General features: G+C 49.2%; 16 protein-coding genes. 8 read left to right on the top strand and 8 right to left on the bottom strand.

Annotated elements, in window-relative coordinates; translation table 11 throughout:
* Positions 1 to 6: 6 nt before the first annotated feature.
* Complete coding sequence (locus ACN5NT_RS22120; RefSeq protein WP_419176924.1) at positions 7 to 1,518, bottom strand: TolC family protein; 1,512 nt, start codon at positions 1,516 to 1,518, stop codon at positions 7 to 9.
* 340 nt (positions 1,519 to 1,858) lie between these two features.
* Between ACN5NT_RS22120 and ACN5NT_RS22115 the strand changes: the two genes are divergently transcribed.
* From ACN5NT_RS22115 to ACN5NT_RS22105, 3 genes are all read left to right on the top strand, one after another.
* Positions 1,859 to 2,506, top strand: a complete 648-nt coding sequence (locus tag ACN5NT_RS22115; protein ID WP_419176923.1) for a LysE family translocator — start codon at positions 1,859 to 1,861, stop codon at positions 2,504 to 2,506.
* Between the two features lie 18 nt (positions 2,507 to 2,524).
* Positions 2,525 to 2,731, top strand: a complete 207-nt coding sequence (locus ACN5NT_RS22110) for a hypothetical protein (RefSeq protein ID WP_419176922.1) — start codon at positions 2,525 to 2,527, stop codon at positions 2,729 to 2,731.
* Between the two features lie 536 nt (positions 2,732 to 3,267).
* Positions 3,268 to 4,446, top strand: coding sequence for an acyl-CoA dehydrogenase family protein (locus tag ACN5NT_RS22105; RefSeq protein ID WP_419176921.1), 1,179 nt, complete (start codon positions 3,268 to 3,270; stop codon positions 4,444 to 4,446).
* 92 nt (positions 4,447 to 4,538) lie between these two features.
* On the opposite strand, the gene ACN5NT_RS22100 is transcribed toward ACN5NT_RS22105, so the two are convergent.
* The gene (locus ACN5NT_RS22100) at positions 4,539 to 4,979 is read right to left on the bottom strand and encodes a hypothetical protein (protein ID WP_136798511.1); all 441 of its coding nucleotides are present in this window, start codon (positions 4,977 to 4,979) and stop codon (positions 4,539 to 4,541) included.
* A gap of 327 nt (positions 4,980 to 5,306) precedes the next feature.
* Here ACN5NT_RS22100 and ACN5NT_RS22095 point away from each other — a divergent pair, with 327 nt between their 5' ends.
* Positions 5,307 to 6,266 (top strand): bile acid:sodium symporter, encoded by a 960-nt coding sequence (locus tag ACN5NT_RS22095; RefSeq protein WP_419176920.1) that lies wholly within the window; start codon positions 5,307 to 5,309, stop codon positions 6,264 to 6,266.
* Positions 6,267 to 6,297: 31 nt separating this feature from the next.
* Entirely contained in the window at positions 6,298 to 7,164 is an 867-nt protein-coding gene (locus ACN5NT_RS22090; RefSeq protein WP_419176919.1) for a DUF2156 domain-containing protein, read from the top strand.
* A gap of 59 nt (positions 7,165 to 7,223) precedes the next feature.
* Here ACN5NT_RS22090 and pyk read toward each other — a convergent pair whose 3' ends face one another.
* The 3 genes from pyk to ACN5NT_RS22075 all read right to left on the bottom strand — a co-directional run bounded on the left by pyk (position 7,224) and on the right by ACN5NT_RS22075 (position 11,548).
* The gene (pyk, locus tag ACN5NT_RS22085) at positions 7,224 to 8,639 is read right to left on the bottom strand and encodes a pyruvate kinase (protein ID WP_136798514.1); all 1,416 of its coding nucleotides are present in this window, start codon (positions 8,637 to 8,639) and stop codon (positions 7,224 to 7,226) included.
* Positions 8,640 to 8,775: 136 nt separating this feature from the next.
* Positions 8,776 to 9,135 carry a translation initiation factor Sui1 gene (locus tag ACN5NT_RS22080; RefSeq protein WP_419176918.1) on the bottom strand — a complete coding sequence of 120 codons (360 nt, stop codon included), beginning with the start codon at positions 9,133 to 9,135 and terminating at the stop codon, positions 8,776 to 8,778.
* 34 nt (positions 9,136 to 9,169) lie between these two features.
* Positions 9,170 to 11,548, bottom strand: a complete 2,379-nt coding sequence (locus ACN5NT_RS22075) for a DNA topoisomerase 3 (protein WP_419176917.1) — start codon at positions 11,546 to 11,548, stop codon at positions 9,170 to 9,172.
* Between the two features lie 432 nt (positions 11,549 to 11,980).
* On the opposite strand from ACN5NT_RS22075, the gene ACN5NT_RS22070 reads away from it, so the two are divergent.
* On the top strand, positions 11,981 to 13,285 hold the full coding sequence (locus ACN5NT_RS22070) for a CDP-alcohol phosphatidyltransferase family protein (protein WP_136798517.1): 1,305 nt from the start codon (positions 11,981 to 11,983) through the stop codon (positions 13,283 to 13,285).
* A gap of 226 nt (positions 13,286 to 13,511) precedes the next feature.
* Positions 13,512 to 13,844, top strand: coding sequence for a hypothetical protein (locus tag ACN5NT_RS22065; RefSeq protein WP_419176916.1), 333 nt, complete (start codon positions 13,512 to 13,514; stop codon positions 13,842 to 13,844).
* A 55-nt stretch (positions 13,845 to 13,899) separates the two neighbouring features.
* Here ACN5NT_RS22065 and ACN5NT_RS22060 read toward each other — a convergent pair whose 3' ends face one another.
* The gene (locus tag ACN5NT_RS22060) at positions 13,900 to 14,271 is read right to left on the bottom strand and encodes a hypothetical protein (protein ID WP_136798519.1); all 372 of its coding nucleotides are present in this window, start codon (positions 14,269 to 14,271) and stop codon (positions 13,900 to 13,902) included.
* Positions 14,272 to 14,680: 409 nt separating this feature from the next.
* Between ACN5NT_RS22060 and ACN5NT_RS22055 the strand changes: the two genes are divergently transcribed.
* Entirely contained in the window at positions 14,681 to 15,142 is a 462-nt protein-coding gene (locus ACN5NT_RS22055; protein ID WP_419176915.1) for a hypothetical protein, read from the top strand.
* A 332-nt stretch (positions 15,143 to 15,474) separates the two neighbouring features.
* Here ACN5NT_RS22055 and ACN5NT_RS22050 read toward each other — a convergent pair whose 3' ends face one another.
* Both ACN5NT_RS22050 and ACN5NT_RS22045 read right to left on the bottom strand, forming a co-directional pair.
* Positions 15,475 to 16,074 (bottom strand): superoxide dismutase, encoded by a 600-nt coding sequence (locus ACN5NT_RS22050; protein WP_419176914.1) that lies wholly within the window; start codon positions 16,072 to 16,074, stop codon positions 15,475 to 15,477.
* A gap of 421 nt (positions 16,075 to 16,495) precedes the next feature.
* Positions 16,496 to 20,140, bottom strand: a complete 3,645-nt coding sequence (locus ACN5NT_RS22045) for a DUF3683 domain-containing protein (protein ID WP_419176913.1) — start codon at positions 20,138 to 20,140, stop codon at positions 16,496 to 16,498.
* Between the last annotated feature and the right edge of the window lie 238 nt (positions 20,141 to 20,378).

The raw sequence follows: 20,378 nt of genomic DNA, 5'->3' as shown, positions 1-20,378 counted from the left end.
CGACTTTCACCTCACCGAAATACGCAGCCATTCGGTATTCAGAATTCCCATAACGTAGGCCAACTGGATTGCCGCGTTGTTGTACTCCACCAGCGATCGTGAAGTTCCCAACTCCGCGTCGGAGAGTGCGCTCTCGGCATCCAGCATATCCAGGTTATCGCTGAGCCCCTTCGCATAGCGACTCTTGGCCAGGTCTATTGCCAACCTTGCCTGCTCGAGTTGCCTCCGGCTCACCTGATGCCGCTGCTCTGCCATCTGCAGCTCGGCAAAGCCATCTTTTATTTCCCTCCTGATCTTTCTTCTGAGCGTCTCCCCTTCACGGCGCAAACGTGACATCTCCAGCTGTTTTCGTAAAAGCGCCGATTTTTCTGCCCTGTCATTTATCGGTGAATTCATCTGCACCTGAAATGACCAGTTCGTGTCATCCAGCTGAAGAGCCTCTTCAGCAGAATCACCTTCCCCTCGCTGCTCCACGGTAAAGCTCAGACCAACGTCGGGCAACAGGTCCCGTTCCACCTTGTACATCTCCCGCTTGGAAATCTGCACATTCATCAGATACTCCTGCCAATCCAGTCTGTTATCCAGCACGGTCCGTTCCCAGTCGGCCGGTAACACAGGCATAATTTTATCTATTCTTGCCTGCCATTCCAGTTCCGTCTCCTCAGGCAGGTGAAGCTGCTCCCTGAAATCGTCATACGCCTGTTGACGTCTGCGTTCCTGTGATTGCAGCATACTCTCCGCATTAAGGGCAGCCAGCTCTGCCCGGTACACATCGACTTTGGAGACAAGCCCAACAGACTGCCGTGAAACAGCTGAGTCCAGGTGTTCTTTGCTTCTCACCAATGCCTGCCGGCTCTGACGCAACAGTTGGTCTTCCAGCAGCAGGCTGTAATATTTCTGTGAAGTGGTCAATACCAGGGACTGCATCTGCCTGTCGCCATCAATGGATGCAAGTTCATTTCTCAGGCGCGCCACATCCAGATTAGTAAGGTTATATTTTCTGCCCCACCTTCTGAACAACCCCTGAGACACCCGTACAAAAGCGCTGGCCGAGTTACGGTTTTCAACCACATAGTCAGTGTCTTCATCTACCCGGTTACCAACTACGCCATAGGTGATATTTGTTCCCGTTTCGACCTCCTTTCTAAACTCCACCCCAAGCTGTTGTGAGCCTGTGCCTTCGGTAAAACCTATGGATGTCAAAGGCACTATCCTGGTATCGAACTGATGTTCAGCCAGGTTGACATCTATTTCGCTTATTTGGAGCGAATCCCGCACATCCAGCGAGGTATCAGATTGGATCAATGCGACATGAACAAAGTCGAGAAGTTCATGATCGACTGAACATAAGGCCGGGATTGGCTGCAGAAACAGGGCAACCATTAGCAACATACTTCCTGTTAAGCCGTAACAACAGGACATGGGATTTGTTTTCTCCTCTACTCTTTCCACCCTGCCGGGTCGCTCAATAAACAGTACCTGTGAACTGAAATCATTATGCTCGCCTATGGTGTGCATGACTCATTGATATCGAGTTCGCCACCGAAGCACTGCTATTCTAGAAATTATACAACATCACAGAGGCATTTAAGGGCATTTGCGTGTCAGGCACGGATTCCGTTTATCTCTTCTGTTTTTATCTTCAAACCTTTAAGACAAACTATCCGACCTGGCAGAATACCTGGCCGGACATTGAATTGATATACTCTGTAAACAGGCTGTTACCCTGGACGCTAACAGACCCGCAGGCAAATAGCCCCACCACAAAGTATGAAGCAGACCGCTGGAAACTTCGCTTGAGAACATCTGTTTCACTCATTATAGTACGTCGAATCCTTCATTTAACACAAATCATTTTATGGACTTTCTTCTGCCGACAATTTTCTTTTTATCCTTTCTCACAGCGCTCTCCGGAGCAGTGATGCCCGGCCCACTGTTCTCTGTTGCTGTCACCGAGACCCTGCATCGTGGTATAAGAACCGGACCTCTTATGATAATTGGTCACACAATGCTTGAGTTAGGGCTTGTAATCTGCCTGCTGGTCGGTCTGGCACCAGTTCTTACCAGGCCGGAAATCTTTATAACGATATCCCTGATTGGTTCTGTGATCCTTCTCTGGTTCGGTATCACCATGTTCCGTGACCTGCCGAAACTCACCCTCGTAGTCGAAGCGGAGAACTACAGAAACAAAAATCTGGTCCTTACCGGTGCGTTGCTCAGCCTTTTCAATCCGTTCTGGTTGCTCTGGTGGTCCACAATCGGCCTTGGCTATTTGCTGCAGGCGCTACACTATGGCCTCGCCGGAGTTACCGTTTTTTTCATTGGCCACGCCCTGGCCGATCTTGGCTGGTATGCGTTTATATCTTACGGGATATGTCGAGGACGCCACGTACTCAAGGACAGCCACTACAAAGTTGTGGTTGGTTGTTGCGCCGCATTTCTCCTGGCAACCTCCGGCTGGTTCTTTTACAACGGCATTCACAAATACCTATACATTTCCAAATAGTTATACCGGAGCGCAAGAGTGAATAAAAATACTGAAAACCCTGTTCCCGAAAATTCCGCAACAGCCTCCACAAAGCCCTCATCTTCTTATGGCTGCGGTGAGTATCGTGAGGAGATGATTTTAGCAGCACTGCAACGGTCACTCCAGAATCCGGAGCTGACTGATCAGCAAAAACAGACTATCGAAAAGCAGGTGAGAGAACTCGAAATATCGATGGGACTTTAAGAATATTACAATACCGCCTACAATGAATGGCCGGGAGAAGCCAGATAAAAGCGAAGGCAAGGCCAATAGCACAGGAAAGAGCAAAGCTCCTTCCTGTCTTAACCCTGCTCTGTTTTCTCATTATTCCTGAAGCCCAGCCAGAACTCGTCGGAAGTTCAACGTAACTGCGCAGGCGTATAGACTGTGAATGTAGAACTCATACACGCACTCACGGATTCAGCCATATTACAATTCATCGCATTGTAATACTAAAACCGATTTCGAGGTAGTTTCACCCTCCCCCTTTCCAGTGTCCCTTCACAAACCTTAAGCTGAAAATCAGTGATAATCAGATTACGTTTTGCACTCTTCTGCCACTCCGAGTGAACCAAATTTTCTTTTTCTATCGCTTTATTTGTGAATTACCCTGCACATTCATATACTTTAGAGAGGCATTTCGGTGAGCTTTAACCGGAAGCAATGCCCATCAATAAAATCCGGCACAAAACCGATACGGGAGAAAAAAAAATCTCACCTTCACTTAACCCGGAGGAAGAATGAAGAGTGTATTGGAACTTACAGACTACATGGGGTTTCAAGGTTTACTCGATGATGAAGAAAAGCTGGTCCGTGAAACGGCCCGCACTTTTGTCAACGAACAGGTATTGCCCATCATTGATGAGCATGCCCAAAATGAAACCTTTCCCCAGCACCTCGTTCCCATTATGGGAGAGATGGGTTTTTTCGGCCCAAGTCTGCCTGTCGAATACGGTTGTGCAGGCCTCTCCAATGTAGCCTATGGCCTTCTGATGTATGAGCTTGAGCGTGGTGACTCGGCCATTCGTTCCATGGCATCGGTACAGGGCTCGCTGGTTATGTATCCCATTTACGCCTTCGGCAGTGATGCACAGAAAAAGTACTGGTTACCAAAACTCGCTTCCGGTGAGAAAATCGGTTGCTTCGGGCTTACCGAGCCCGACTTCGGCTCTAACCCGGGGGGCATGAGGACTCACGCCGTAAAGGAAGGTAACGGACGCTGGCGAATCAATGGCACCAAGATGTGGATCACCAATGGTTCCATCGCCGACGTAGCGTTAGTCTGGGCCAGGACTGATGAAGGTATCCGCGGATTTCTGGTACCCACCGACAGCGATGGCTTTACTGCTCCACGCATGAAAGGCAAATGGAGTCTCAGGGCCTCGGTAACTTCCGAGCTGGTCCTGCAGGATGTCATGGTGGATGAAGAAGCGAGTCTTTTACCAGATTGCGTCGGCTTAAAGTGTCCGCTCAAATGTCTGACCCAGGCTCGTTATGGTATCGCCTGGGGTGCACTGGGAGCGGCGGACAACTGCTATCAGACCGCACTCGAATATGCCCAGAGCCGTATCCAGTTCGACAAACCAATTGCGGGTTTTCAGCTTCAGCAGAAAAAACTCACGGAAATGGTCACGGAACTGACCAAGGGACAGTTGCTGGCCCTGCAACTCGGACGCCTGAAAGACCAGGGAACCTTCACCCCCGCCCAGGTCAGCATGGCCAAGATGAATAATGTAAAAATTGCGCTCGATATTGCCCGTAGCGCCCGCACTATACTGGGAGCCAACGGCATCATGGGAGAATACCCGATAATGCGGCACGCCAATAATCTTGAGTCAGTCTATACGTATGAGGGTACCCATGACATGCATACCCTGATCATCGCCGAAGCGGTTACCGGCATCGCTGCTTACAGATAAGACACCAAGCACATATCAGATCCCGCGACATTGTCTGCCGCTTGCCGAACCAGTTGTCGGGCAAGCGGCAGACGTATCTCTTTTTTCGGCTCTTACAACTCCATGATCTCTTCGGCACCAAACTCGACCACATCGCCGTCGTGGGTCAAGCCTATCCAGTTACCTTTATCATCAAGCGCTTTGACCAGACACTCGAACTGACCGCCATCGAGCAGATCGATTCGGCACTCGCCTACCTGATCCAGGGTAACGACCTGAGCCAGAGTTCTTGCTTCGACGATCTTCTTGAACCGGGCGGTACCTTCCTCGAGCTTAATTATCTGGGCGTATACTTCAGGATCAATTTCAGCGATGCTACCTTTCAGCTCATCCACACGATTTTTCATCTCGACGATCTTACCGATGATCTCTTCCATCTCCTGCTTCTGGTTCTCTTTCATTGAAACCAGAATGTTCTTATGCAGTTCGATATCTTTCTCGATAAAGCTTATTTTCTGCAGCACCTGCTCCACTTCTGTCGCGGCCTCAGTCATTATCTTCACCCTCACCTACTGTAATTTCGTGGTTCATCTGCAATAATTTCAAAGAATACACTATGCCAATTGAATGGAAAAATGGCCATCACTTTCCAATCAGGTAAGCAGCTTCTGGTGCACCGTTCAGAGAAAAACCTGCACCAGGATCAGCGTTATTTCTATTCCACAACAAGATGAAATCTATTGAAATATATGCGATCATTCGACTACATTCGCCCATGGCCTTTTAACTGCCACATTGCCGGGGTCCCAAAGTTCATAGTATGTCATACTATTATTCTTTGCCCCCGTCTGAACCCTAAAATCATCGCGTGAGGAGAAATCGTGTCTCAGTGGTTGAAAAAAAACTGGTTCCTGCTTGGTCTGATAGGCGCAGGTGCTCTTCCTCTCATGGATATCAGCGGGATAACTGTTGATGCAGGCAGGTGGGCAAAAGCCAATCACGGTCCTGACATCATCATCGTACTGATATTTTTTCTCTCAGGCCTTGCCTTAAATACTCGCCAGATACGCGCCGGTTTCGCCGATTACCAGGGTACCTTACTGGCACTTCTGGTTATTTTTCTACTTTCTCCTATTGTGGCGATTGTATTTTCTTTCCTGCCACTACAGGCCGGAGTGCTGATCGGCCTGCTGCTGGTAGCCGCAATGCCTACAACGCTGAGCAGCGGTGTGGTTATGTCCGGCAGTGCCGGCGGCAATATGGCACATGCGCTTCTTATCACCATAATTGCCAACAGCCTTGCTGTGATAACAATTCCCTTCTGCCTGGAACTTCTTCTCTCTTTTGCCGGGCATGAGCAAGAGGTTGTCATCGATCAACTGCCCATTATGTTGAAAATTGCCAAGCTGGTACTTCTGCCTCTTCTCTTCGGTATCTTCATTCGCAATAACTTCGGAAAATGGGTCCAGCAGGTTCTACCCTACACCTCTATACTCAACCAGACCGGGATACTCACTGTTGTCTGGATGGCCTCCTGCCAGGGTCGCGAAGCCATAGTTGGCAGCCTCGGCTCCGTTCCACTGGTCATTGCGCTTACCTTCACCTTTCACCTCGTACTGGTGCTCCTTGCCCTCCTTCTTACAGGTTGTACCGGAATTGGCAAAGGCCGGCGGGAAAGTGTTATTCTGATGGGAGGCCAAAAGACCCTGCCGCTCTCCATCATCCTCCAGGTCTCACTTTTCCCAGAGTATGGTCTGGCGCTGGTAGTCTGTGTGCTTCACCACATAACGCATTTGGCAATGGATGGATTTCTGGTACAGTACCTCAAAGAAAAACAGTGATCAAAAGTCAATTTGAAAGAGAACTTCAGCCATGAACAGTATCCCGCTCTATCCGGATTCCTGCAGCCTCTCGATGCAACTGCGGCCTGTTCTGCACGATCGTCTGCGCCTGCTGCCCGAGGGCATATCCGAATTCACCTTTGCGAATCTCTACCTGTTTCGGGAAAAGCACCAGTATACGCTTTCCCGTCTGGTCAATGGGCAGCTCATAATTCTTGGAAATGATAACGGGGCAGACTTTTTCATGCTGCCATTCGGTCTGCCCGACCAAAAGACCCTGAGCCAGCTCCTCAAAGAGCATAGCTCAATGAAATGTGTCTCAGAACCGCAGGCGAGCCAACTCGAAGCCATGGGGTTTACAACGACAGAGGACAGGGATAATTTTGACTACCTCTATTCACGCCAGGAATTAGCCGAGCTGAAAGGCAGAAAATTTCACAAGAAACGTAACCTTATAAAAGCCTTCATCAACAACAACGAATACCTCGCTCAGCCCCTGCTTGACGAACATATAGCTGATGCCCTGCAGATTCTTGAGCAATGGCATAACGAAAATATCGAGAGGGGTGACAAAGATTACAATGCCGCCCGTGAAGCCCTGGAGCAATCCTGGGATTTGCAGCTCTGTGGAGGGATCTACTTCGTTGACGGTCAGCCGGCTGCTTACAGCCTGGGTGAAGAACTCGCCAACAGAACCAGCTTTGTCATCCATTTCGAAAAAGCGGTGGGCGGTTTTAAGGGCCTCTATCAGTTCATCAATCAGACTTTTGCCGCCATCCTGCCCAGTTTTTACATGACCATCAACAGAGAACAGGATCTGGGTGATCCCGGTCTTCGCCAGGCCAAACACAGCTACAAGCCCATTGGCTACGTAAAAAAATACAGGGCACGCCTGTAGGCGGCCCACCCTGTACAATGGAACTATCTCAAACTGGTGCACATCGCAGCACCTGTCGACTACATCAGCTTTTCCTTCAAATTCGAAGCAGTACTGATTTCGATATATGACGGACCATGACTGGCACCGAAGCTGCCGGCCAACACGATAATCAGGTCATCATCCTTGAACTGTTTCTCATCCAGCAACCTGCAGATTGACTTTCGGAGCGGCTCTGCAGAACTCTCCTCCCGGGATATGGTCTCTGCGTAAACTCCGTACGAGAGTGACAGGCGACGCATCACCTGCTCATCATAAACCTGTCCGTAAATAATATTGCAGCCCCGATATGCTGCAAGCTCCAGGATTGAGTTACCAGTCTGGGAGTCTGCAACAATGGCCTGGGTCTCAAGCCGCATTGAGGCTTTTACTGCGGCTTTGGCCAGGTAGGCGGCGATCCTGTTTTCATGGCTGTAAGCGACATCCAGGGGATTTCGCTTTTGCTCTTCCACCTCTTTGATTACTTTGGCCATGGTTCGCACTGCCTCCTCAGGATATTTGCCGTTGGCAGTCTCTCCTGAGAGCATCAGGGCGTCAGCGTGGTCGAGACAGGCATTTGCCACATCTGACACCTCGGCCCTGGTCGGCCGTGGCGATTCGATCATGGTATGAAGCATCTGGGTTGCGACGATCACCGGGCTGCGCCTTTCAACGCAGGTTTCAATAATCCGTTTCTGAATGAGTGGGATTTTCTCCGTAGGCACTTCCACCGCCAGGTCGCCACGCGCTACCATGATCCCGTAGGCGTGATCGAGAATCTCGTCAATATTTTCCACCCCCTGAGAGTTCTCAATCTTGGCAATAATCTTGATAGGCGAGTTCATTTCACCAAGTATCTCAGAGACTGCCAGCACATCTTCTTTATTTCTGACAAAAGAGTGGGCAATGAAATCAAGATTGTTTTCCGCTGCAAAGCGAATGAACCCCTTGTCTTTCTCGCTCAAGGCGGGCAATTTCACATGAACTGAGGGGATATTGATGCTTTTATGTTTTTTGATAACACCATCATTTTGCACAATACAGGAGAGATAGCTGTCATCTTTGGCGGTAACGGTGAGCCCCACCAGACCATCATCAATCATGATCGAGCTGCCCACAGGAATATCTTCGACGAATTTATCGTAATTGACACATATCACGTCATCATGGGAGTCCTCGTCCGGCGCGCCCTTGAAGCGGATGATATCATCCACCTTGACGTTCAGAGATTCTGCCATGTCACAAGTCCTGATTTCCGGGCCTTTGGTATCAAGCAGCAATCCGATCTTGCTGGAAACAGCCCTGGTGTTGCTGATTACCTCCAAGGCATCGTCGTGGGTCATATGCGCGGTATTGAGGCGAACCACGTTCACCCCCGCATCATAGAGCCGTTTGATAAATGGTACAGAGCAGTTCAGGTTGGAAATTGTCGCTACAATTTTTGTCTTTTTCTGCATGATTGTGACCTTCCTTGTACAAGGGGTAAGCTTTAAATGCCGTACTCCCGGCCGCAATAATTACAACGAATACAGCCACGGTTCACCAGAAGTATGGCATAAAATCCTCGTCCGTTCCACGCAGAAACCAACCTGTTTATCCTCCGGCCAGCTTCACCGTGAACCCTTTTTTCTTCAGGCACTCCACCAGGGCCTGTCGATGATCTCCCTGAATCTCGATAATACCGTCTTTCACTGTGCCGCCGGTACCGCAGTTCTGCTTCAGTTCTTTAGCCAGCTTTTTGAGTTCTGCCCCGACCAGAGGTACTCCGCTAACCAGCGAAACCCCGCTTCCCTTGCGTCCTTTGGTCTGGCGGCTCACCCTGACCACGCCGTCATTCGGCACATCCTGCCGCTTTGGAGCACAACGACACTTCTTTAATTGTTGCCCGCAATCGGGACATCGCCCACCAGTCTCGGTTGAATAGACCAGGGTGGAGTCACCTGATTTTCTCATGTTCTCAATTTCTCCTGATTCTCTTCCTGTTTCATCAAGCCTGATCAGCTGCATCTTTTTTTGCAACAGTCGGATTTTGGGCCGGACGCTGCTGCTGGCGGTTATCTCCCCGTCGCTGATCGAAATTCATAATATCACCCGGCTGGCCATTGTTATCATGCCGTAAGGGGTGACTTGCGTTTTCACATTTCCAGAAATAGAAATTGGCATTCTTCATGGAACGTATTCGCGTCATCTGTTTTTTGCACCCCTCAGCAGGACAAGGCACCTTGGCTGCGTTGGGATCGATGAGCGGCTCTCCCGGTGTACCATTTTCATCCCGCAACAGAGGGCATTTCCCTTCCTTTCCTGTGGAACATGCCCAGAAGTAACTACCCATTCTTCGGTTGCTTTCATAACGGATGAGATAGCCTTTTTCACAGTGAGGGCATTTCGGCCCTGTCTCAGGCCTATCCATAAAAGCAGCGCCGGGGGCACCATTGTAGTCCGAACGAAGGGGACAACCTTTCTCCTCACCGGCGTCACACACCCAGAAAAATCGCCCTTTCTTGGTTTTCGACTCCAGCCTGGAAAGTCGACCGCCGCAGAGGCATCTGTATATCTTGCCGGTAACCTTTTCGGAGAACCTGGTAGCAAGGGCATAACGCACCATGTTTAACATTCGCCGGGTGAGTTCAGCCATAAACGCCTCCCGGTCAAGATCTCCCTCACAAATTCTGTTAAGAGCATCCTCCCAGATTGCCGTCATGCCTGGATTCTTCAGCGACGGGTGGATTTTATCAATCAGTTCCCGGCCAAGGGGTGTGGAAATAAGCACCTTACCCTTCTTCTCCAGATAGGTGCGGTTCTGCAACTCACCGATAATATTGGTTCTGGTAGCAGAGGTGCCAATCCCCGAGTTTTCCTTGAGGCGTGCCTTGATCACAGGGTCATCCACATATTTATGTACCTCGGTCATAGCAACCTGCAGAGATGCCTCGGTGAATCTGCTGGGTGGTTTGGTGAACTTCTGTTCCTTTTCCACCTGCTCGATGCCAACAGGATCACCTTTTTTCACTCGAGGCAGCAATTTCTCTTTGGTCTGCTGATCGTTCAGCACCATCCACCCCTTATCCTTGATGGCAATTCCGCTGCCCTTCCACAGCTCTTCCTCGACCTCTGCCACTATCGAGCTGGAGTAGTACTGATAATCCGGGTAGAACTGTTTCAGAAATCTCTTTGCCACCAGCTGGTATATGTTCCACTCTTCTTCAGTGAGACGCGGCGGTTTCACCTCTGTGGGAATTATTCCATGATGGGCCTCGGCACCCTGCTTTTTCGTGTTCCAGGCCGGGGACTGAATTGTGGGATCTGCCTCATGCGCCCCGTCCATATTCTGGGCTCGCAAAGTGGCCAGAACACGTGGTGCATCCTCAAACATTTCGTTGGGCAAATACCTGCACTCTGTACGCATATAGGTAAGGACTTTATGCTTCTCATACAACCCCTGGCCAATATCCAGGGTTTGCTTAGGCGAGTAGCCGAACTTGTCTTCCGCTTTTTTCTGTAAATCTGAGAGCAGAAACGGCAAGGGCGGGCTCTTCCGCTTGAGGGTATCTTTTTTACTTTTTACGACTCCATCTTTACCGCTGACCTTGGCGATTACCTGCTCTGCCACTGCCGGGTTGACCAATCTGCCCTCTGCATCTAGCCCGGAAGTTAATTCGTCCGGTTCCCAGGTTGCGACAAAATTGCCTTCAGGATGCTGGACAGTAGCCCGTAATACCCAATAGGGTTTCTTGGTGAACTGCTCGATTTCCCGGTCCCGGTCCACCACCAGCGCCAGGGTCGGCGTTTGCACCCTGCCAGCTGAGAGTACATTGTTCTGGCCGGCTGCCAGGGTAAGGCCACGGGTGACGTTGATACCCACCAGCCAGTCAGCATTTGAGCGACAGATGGCGGCATCTTTGATATTTCTGAACTCGTTATTGTCTTTGAGGCTCTTGAATCCTTTTTCAATAGTCCGCACATCAAGCGCCGAGATCCAGAGCCGATCCGCCGGGCCGGTGTATCCCAGGTAATCGAGAACTTCGTCTATGATCAGCTGCCCTTCCCTCTCGGGATCTCCGGCATTGATCACCTTGTCGGAATTTTTCAAAAGACCTTCAATTATAGCCAACTGTTCCCTGGAACGTGGAATTGGCTCGAGTATCCATTCATCCGGAATTATCGGCAGATCGTCAGCACGCCACCGCTTGAATCTGGGGTTATAGACATGCGGGTCGGCCTGCTCAAGGATGTGGCCTACGCACCAGGTGCAGACAATATCCCCCTTGCATTTGTAGTAACCTTTGCCACGGCCCACGATTCCCAGGTAACTGGCGAGATCCTTACCAACACTTGGTTTCTCTGCTATAAGCAGCGTTATTCCCATCAATAAAACTCCTGACAGCTAAAGGCGTAAAAACATACTGATAACATAGTTGACCCTCCCCAGCATAAACCGGTAACAATAAATTAGCAGACACTATCCTAAGAAATTCTAAAAAAAATAGTTGGGGTGAGATGAATTTTCGCGGGTTGCGAATGTACCATGGAAGAGATGATAATCACAACCGCTATTGAAAGTTTCTGACGGGGATCATGCTGCTGCCCCACGCTGAGTCCGCAGGATGTGGTAAGAATAAATAATTTTAGAGGGTGATTGTTACTCGCACTGAGGTTGCCTTATATAAAGAGAGGACAAACGTTCTCACCAATGGACTATTACCGGCAAAAATGGTAAACAGTGCTCCGTAAACTCGATATACGCTCCCATACCAATCACAAGTAACTCATGGGAGTTCAAGACATACAAAGAGAAAATATGGAAAGAGTACTCGTCATTATCATCGCTTCCCTTATCGGAACCTCGTTTTATATCTGGATTGCCCGCATGGTGCAGAGGCCATCGTTCAGGGAACTGATCTATTCACACCAGTGGCTGCTTCACCCCAACTCAATCTGCTATTGGCGTACAGCCATGGCGGTGGTCGGTTTTTTTCTTTATTTCTTCAGCCCGTTCCAGTCACTATCCATAATCATCTTCACCTTTGCCGCAATCATGGACGGTGTAGACGGAGTTGTTGCCAGGGGCGCTAACCTCGGCACCAAATGGGGGGAATGGCTTGATCCGTTATGCGACAAACTCACCTACTTGCCACCGTTACTGGGCTTTGCCTATATGGGCATAATTTCAGTAAAGCTTGTCTGGATATTGATCGTTATCGAATTCTTCGGGCAGTTCCTCGCCCGCCATGTGCTCAACCTGCTGAAAACCTCCGGTGCCGCCAATAACTTCGGCAAAATTAAGGCGATTATCTGTTTTGCACTGGTGATCTTCTGCGCCCTGCTGGATGCCAACCCTGCACTTATCAACCTTGGCAATGAGATACTCATCGCCTGCATCATTTTAGCGGCTGCCTCTATTGTCTTTAAGTTTATTCCAAACCGCCTCTATGCAGACCTGCTCTCTACCATGAACTTCTGCTGCGGTGTCGCAAGCCTCTACCTCGCTCACAATTATCTTTTTTCCTGGGCAATCTGCATCATAATCATGGGTCAGCTTTTTGATCTCTTTGATGGCAGAATGGCAGAATTACATGGTGGTACCAAATACGGGCCCTACCTTGATGATATCGCAGACTTCGTCAGCTTCGGGCTAGCTCCTGCCTATATGCTGATCATACTGGGCGGTAATTTCGCCTGGCTTTTTGCCGCCATATACCTGGCTGGTGTGGCTTTCAGGCTTATCCGGTTCGTCACTGTAGACAAGATGCGTAATGACCTGCCCGAGGGTATTTTCAACGGCCTGCCAAGCCCCGCCGGAGCCCTGTTCGTGCTGGGCGCGACCCTTGTCTGCCCACCTGTTCTCCTGCTGGGCATGGCTGGACTTTCCACCGCTTTCATGGTGAGCCATATCCGATTCGCCCATTTTGGACGCGTAATCATGAAGCAGATTCCCCGTCCTGTCTTTTTTGTTATCAGTTCCTCAATAATTGTTATGCTGGCATACATTCTTAAGACAAAAAATATCGAGATGTTCGGTTATCTCATATTGGGTTCTGTACTACTCTATATGGTAACCGGCAGAATGTGGCTCCCAGCTGCGAACCCGCCTCCCAAGGCATAGCTTCAGTTATCGATTCCGGGGCAGGTCTTTCTAAAACTACTGCCCCGGAAAATTCGCTTTTTTACCCCATCATTTCGATATATTACAATACATTCTCTAATTTTTACGTGACAGCCTGTACGTATGTCTTACAATTTACCTGATAAAGATTATTAAGATCAATACCATTACAGGAGAGAGCGCTTACCTGATTGACCGTGATCAGATTTTATGCCTCATTTTTGTCATGTTCCAACCATTAGATACACCACAACCAAAACAGCTTCCGCGCACTGTCGAGGAGGTTGTCACCATCCTGCTAAACGACCTGCCGCTTCGAGACAGAGTTGTACTTTCCACACTCAGCGAAGAAGAACTCGATACCTCTGTTTACCTTGCTCTCGCCAAATCCATTCGCGAAGAGTTCGGTCTTTACAACGGTAACGATTCTCTTATCGCCTCCTGCAACTCATTTCTCGGCGTGGAGTACGACAGCTATGAAGACCCGGCGATGGTTATCATCAAAGAACTCTGGAAAAAGATCAAAAGAAACCATCGCCTGAGAGTCATCAAAGGCTGAGTCGGTACCTACTCTCACCACACGTAGCCCCTGTCCCTGGTGGTGCTTGCTGGTGCTACATCCTGATCTTTGCTTCAGTCTTGCTTGGATTTTTCAATAGATGCGTATATCTATTGCATGCCGCTGCCGCAAACCTGTCGAGTATATTACTCAGATCTGAAGCGTTCCAGATAGTTTCGAAGTCGGAATTTGAAGTGATTGTATCGCTGAAGTTGAACTTACAGCTACTCTCCGGGGGAGTGGTATTGAGGGAGATATCCTCATAGCCTGGTCTCAACTTATCTTCGGAAGCCCGGTTGATAAGTTCCATAATTGTGTGAACAAAGAATTTTTTCACATCCTCTGTTGATTCCGCCGAGCCAATCTGTTGCCTGAATGCCGGCAGGAGTTCTTTCTCAATCTTGGAAAATGAATGCTGTACAGTCATGTACACTCCTCCTGATTACCACAAAGCTGTTGTGTTTGGATAACTTCAACCAGAGCTGACTTGAACTGTCAATCTCCTGACAATTTGTCCAGTTTCCTTCTAAAATTACCCCTACTCAAGAAATCTAGGATTTGATTATCCGACTGTCAATGACCCGCAGTGTCCTCGGTGAAATCCTCCGGACCCATTGCAATCACAACTCTTGTCTTTTTTGCCTTAAGGACACACAATGAAGTGATAGCCTCACCGGATAGAGGCTCGAGATGCGTTGATTTCAAGTTGACCACAGCAATAGAACAACCTCATCTTCCCGCCTCATCGTCGCAAGCCGGGTTGCATCCCATAATGTAATGAAGATATAGAGAATTCTACACTCTCAGGGATTGATCCTGCCTGCCAGGAAAGAAACATGAAAGTACTGACATCCGCCATTTTCATGCTTGGCCTCCTCACATTCCCCTCGACTTCAATGAGTGCATGGGATTGCAATGGCCCCTGGAAAGTAATGAGAAACAGTAAAACTTCGCCCTGCAAAACACTTGCTTTAAACAGCAGGACCGCAAACTGCCGCGCCGGTGATAAGTATGAGGTATTCTGTGATGACGACAAAGGAGGAAAATACCGGATCTGCCAAGGCACTCGCCGATGTCCTTCAGCGCGTAAAAATGATCATGACTGCACCTATTGGGATTATAACAACGACCGCCCCTGCCCTCCTGGCTACAGAAATAACGACTGTTATGGCGACTGTAGTTCCTACCGGAAAGAAAAACACTACTATAACTGCCTGGACTGGGATTACTATTATGATCGCCCGTGTCCCAATGGATTTAAAAATTATGACTGCCGTGGCGGTTGCGAACCCAGATAATGGCTACTAATTACCACAATCTCCCAGCTTCACTCAGCAATGCGTGAGGGGTAAGAGTAAGGTATTAGGTAATAGGTGTTAGGAATAACAGCTTAAAGCAAAAAGAAAAAAGAGAATTCCCGGCAACTCGATGCGATGATTCGAGTAGCCGGGAGGGCTACCTGTCAATTTGCCATGCCTTTCATATCTCACCTTCCGCCGCAGCTTTTCGTGCTGAAAGTACGTGGTGATCACATTCGTTTTAACTACCAAAACCCGTTCACCATACCAGGAGAACGGGTTTCTTTGGTTCTGAGTAAATGTGTGTAGCAACACCCTGCTACACCATGTAATTATCCTGCTTCGAAATATTCATTCACCTTTTCCCAGTTCACTATCTGCCAAAACGCTTCAATATACTCAGGTCTGCGATTCTGGTACTTCAGGTAGTACGCATGCTCCCACACATCAATTCCGAGCACCGGCTTTCTGCCTAGACTCAGCGGATTATCCTGGTTGGCCGTGGTTACTATGGTGAGCCCGTTTTCCTCTTTCACCAGCCAGGCCCAACCGCTGCCGAAGAGCAGTGCAGCAGCATTGGAGAATTGATTTTTGAAATTCTCGAAGCTGCCGAATTGGGCAATAATAGCCTCAACTGCGGGGCCTTGCGCTGGTACATCTTTCTTTAATAGCGGCCAGAAGAATGAATGATTGGCATGACCACCTCCGTGGTTGCGAACTGCTCCCCGAATTGCATCCGGCACCCGATCGAGGTGAGCGATCAACTCTTCTGCGCTCTGCCCTCTAAGATCATCATGACCCTGCAGAGCTGTATTCAGTTTATCAACATACGTCTGATGGTGCCTGCCATGATGAATCTCCATGGTTTTCGCGTCGATGAAAGGTTCCAGTGCGTCATAGGCATAGGGTATTTCCGGCAGTACGTGACTCATATAGACCTCCAGCTCTGTATGTAAACGGGCAATCACATCGCCCGATTCAATCAACAGCTCAATGGTGATATGTGAATAACTCCTGGATCACGGTCAGCATTGAGTTGCCACCTCCATCCGACATTCTTCGACATTTTGTCAACGCTTGCCGAACGTTACAACTACCACATTGTAGTCTGGAAACCTTTTTGTCAAGCACTGCCGCTACCGATTTTTCTATGTAATTTCAAGTCCCAAAGTAGCAATTTCAGAAAAAGCTGAAGCTGACTGCTGGAGAGACTCATTTCACGTGCATTTTTCTCCATAGCGCGAGTTTACTTTCAGCCGCGCCGGCCGAAAAAAAAGGCAGCATCTCCATATGCTGGAGATGCTGCCTTGTAATACGACAACAACTATCTTGATTATAATATATAAGACAGGATTAAAACGTCACTTTCTCTGTTTTGGCCACCAGCTTGTCAAAATCGATTGCCCAGGCTTCTCCGCCAAGGGACTTGGCAAGGATAACTGCCATGTGCTGAGGCTTAACACCAAGATCACGGTTGCGTCCAAGCCCTGAAATACAGGAAGGACAATTCGTCACGATAGTGGGTTCACCGTAAACACCTTTTTTCGCCTCTTCGATGGATTCACGCTTTCTCTGCATCATCTTAAAGCTGATGTCAGGCCGGGAGATAGCAAGCGTTCCGGCTTCGGAACAGCAATTTGCCACAGGACGAACTTCCTCCGCAATCTGTCGTGCCAGCATTACCCCCTCACCATCAAAAGAATCATGACACGGAGCGTGATAAAGCACCGTTTTCATCTTACGCTCAGAGAAGTTCAGAGCACTGTTCTCCAGGACAAAGCTGCTCACATCCTCTACCCCGCAGCCGAAGATCTCTTCTGCACCGATTTCATGGAGAGACTCGCGACAGGTACCGCAACTCACCACAAACTTATCAAATACGATATAGCCCAGCATCTCACGAATCTGGCTGAGAATAATCGAATTTCTAAGGGTGATCTCGTCATGCATTTCCTTCTTGGCATTCACCTGGGCAGGGAAACCACAACAGAGGTACGGTGGCGGCAGGATAACCCTGATATTGCTCTTCAGCATCACATAGATCGCAGCCATTGAGATATCTGAGTAGAGACGTTCAGAACCACAGCCAGGAAAGTAGAACACGGTTTTAACCGGCTTCCCTTCCGGTAGCAGCATCAGCGCCTCGTTGGCAGAACATTCAGGCAGGTTAGCCCAGAGGTCCTTTCCGGGTGCAGGCATCATGGGTGATTTGAGCATGGTGACATACTGCCAGTCCTTCTCCTGTAACTTGACTGGCGCCATCTTCAGCGCTTTCACTCCAATCTGCTGGGCTGCACTACCCCACTCCAGAACACCTTTTCGGAATACAGAGTTAAAGGTTTTGTTACGATTTTTAAGAAATGTAAGGGACAACCTGGTAGCGGGCGCGGTATGTTTATACCCGAGATCACTCAGGATTTCTCGTTCAAGGACACTCACTTCAGCAGTATCGATATTCACCGGGCACGGGCTGAGACATTTACCGCACATGGTACAATGATCGGCAATCTCTTCCAGGTTCTTCATCTGGGTGAAACGCGGCTGATGGGAACGCTGAATATCGTAGAGCAGAGCCTCGATCAGGGAGCCAATCACCATGTTTTTATTGCGTGGATGCATGAAGATATTGGAACCGGGATAATAGACACAGCATCCCACCATGCACTTTCCGCAACGGACACATTTGGAAATCTTGGCAGCAAGGGTTTCGAGCGAGCCATGTTGCAGAATCCTCGCTTCAAGCTCGAGCAGGTTGAAAGAAGGTGTGAATACCTTTTCAATTATCTCAGGGTCCGTCAGCATACCCGGGCTCATCAGGCCTTTCGGATCCACTTCCTGGCGGTATTTGATAAGTTCCTGGCGACGTTCCTCCTCCATGAACTTCATCTTGGTGATACCGATGCCATGCTCACCACTGACAACGCCATCGAGCTCTACCGCTTTGGCCATTACAGCCTCGGCGGTTTTATCAGCACGTTTCATCATCTCACGGTCATTGGAGAAGACCGGGATATTCACATGGTTGTTACCATCACCGGCGTGCATATGGGTGGCGATAACAATTCTGCGCGACCGAACGTGTTTATAAATGTCTTCAATGCGTTGAGACACCTTGGCATAGCCGGAAAAGAGCTCCAGGAGATCTTTCATCAGCTGCTTTATATACGCCTCGTGCCGAACAGACTCTGTGGTTCGCAGTTCGAGCTTGGACAGGGTATCTTCACAAAGTTCAAGCGCCTTTGGAATTTTGGCCTCCAGCCAGTCCGGGTCCTCGATCGGCTCAGCCTGACGAAGGTACCCCATCACCTTGTGAATAAACTGCTGCTTATTATAGATATCCTCGTTGATATTGTGCTCATCGACAAAACGGGTAAACTCCGCCAGTGCCGCCAGAGGCAGGACGATATCTTCATTCAGCTTAAAAGCGTTGGTACGGGCGGCAATTGCACCCAATCGCTTGCGATCACGCCAGAAACGGGCGGCCTCATCAGCATCCTGGGCAATAAACAGCTCGGTGTTACCATAATTTTCAAGCAGTTTTATCAAACGGGACTTGCCGCTCTCGATCTGGTCTCTGTTATGACCAACCATATCGATCAGCAGTACCGCTTTCGGATGTTCGCTACGGGCCGCCTTGAATTTGTACTGGATAGCGTTGATGTACTCTTCATCAAAGTGCTCCAGGGCGATCAGGGCTTCTTCACCCTCATTTTTAAACTCATCGGAGATCTCGACAATGACCCGGCTGGCCTCGTCCATATCTTCTCCGTAAAATTCCAGACAGTAGGTGATCTTGCGTTCATAGGCAGTATAGAGGACGAACTCCGCGGAGGTGATGACACCATCCACACCCTCTTTCTGCAAACCGGGAACGCCGCCCAGTACTTTGTTGGTGATATCCTTCCACAAACCTTTCTTGCGGATATCTTCGGCGGCCAATTCGATGGTTTTCTGCACCTGCCCTCTGGCATCGGTAATTTCATAGGTGACTATGTCACCCGGCAGAATTTTGCGCATCGGGTGATTCAGGCGAGTTACAGTCAAAAGCCCACTGCCCGGCATTGCAATTTTAAACGAGAGCAGGTTATCAATGGCGGTTCCCCAGAGAACTGCGGTTTTGCCACCGGCATTCTCTGCGATGTTGCCGCCGATAGTCGATGCCCATGAGCTTGTCGGGTCTGTTGCAAAAACAAGTTCGGAAGCCTTGGCATGAGCCATCGCATCCGAGGTGACCACACCGGCTTCCACCTTGATTACCGGAACATTCTTCTCCTCTTCTTCAAGATGGGCGAACTCGCGGTACTCGATGGGATAAATCTTAGTCAGTTTTTCGGTATTAATGATGACACAGCCGCTTGCCACCGGCACACAACCACCGGTAAGACCTGTACCGCCACCACGGGGGATAACATGCAGACCAAGTGATGCTATGGCGGTCATCAGCGGTACAACCTGACTCTCACGGGAAGGACGAACCACGGCCACCGGCAGATAAAGACGCCAGTCAGTTGCATCAGTTGCATGACCGATCAGCGTGAACGGATCGAACCAGACGTTATCTTTACCGAGAATTGGTGTAAGTTTTTTTAGAATCTGCGCACGATGTGCAGCGGCACCGCTGATCTCGGTCTTCATCTGCTCTAATCGCTCACGGCAGATACGAACCAGGCTGAGGACCTTGCCGGAACCTTCGGAATCACCCTGCCAGGAACCTGCAGCTTTTTCGATAAGAGAGAGATCCTCTTCTGCGGTATCAAAGAATTGCTGACGACGGGACGACGAATCGATGAGTTCCTGATACAAAAAGGGGTTTCTGCGGAGAATAAAAAGGTCTCCCATGAAACGCATCACCAGACGGGCAGACCGACCGGTAATACGCTGGCTGCGCAATTCCTGTAAGTCCTCCCAAACCTCCTGCCCGAACAGGTGGTTGATGATGAGCCGATCATCGGCCGAGGTAAAGTTATAGGGAATTTCCCGATAATCTTCTTTCTGCATCGTTGTGTCCGCCTTTTCTTTCAAGGATTTCTTCAGAGATGAGCAAGCTTCTGGTCATCATTTTACGTTTTCTGTAATTTCCTATGGGGTACAGCTCTACATTCCTTTAAAAACAGCAGCGACCAGATCAGACAACAGCATCAAATTACGAATTCCGCAGTCCCTGTTTTACAAAAAACACTGGTGCCTCAGCCGTCGTACTGACAAAAAAATCAGTTACGACAGACCAGAAAATTTA

The organism is Desulfosediminicola sp. (assembly GCF_048381775.1).
In the GTDB taxonomy this organism is placed as follows: Bacteria; Desulfobacterota; Desulfobulbia; order Desulfobulbales; family Desulfocapsaceae; genus Desulfopila; species Desulfopila ganghwensis.
This window is presented reverse-complemented; position numbering and strand designations above follow the sequence as displayed.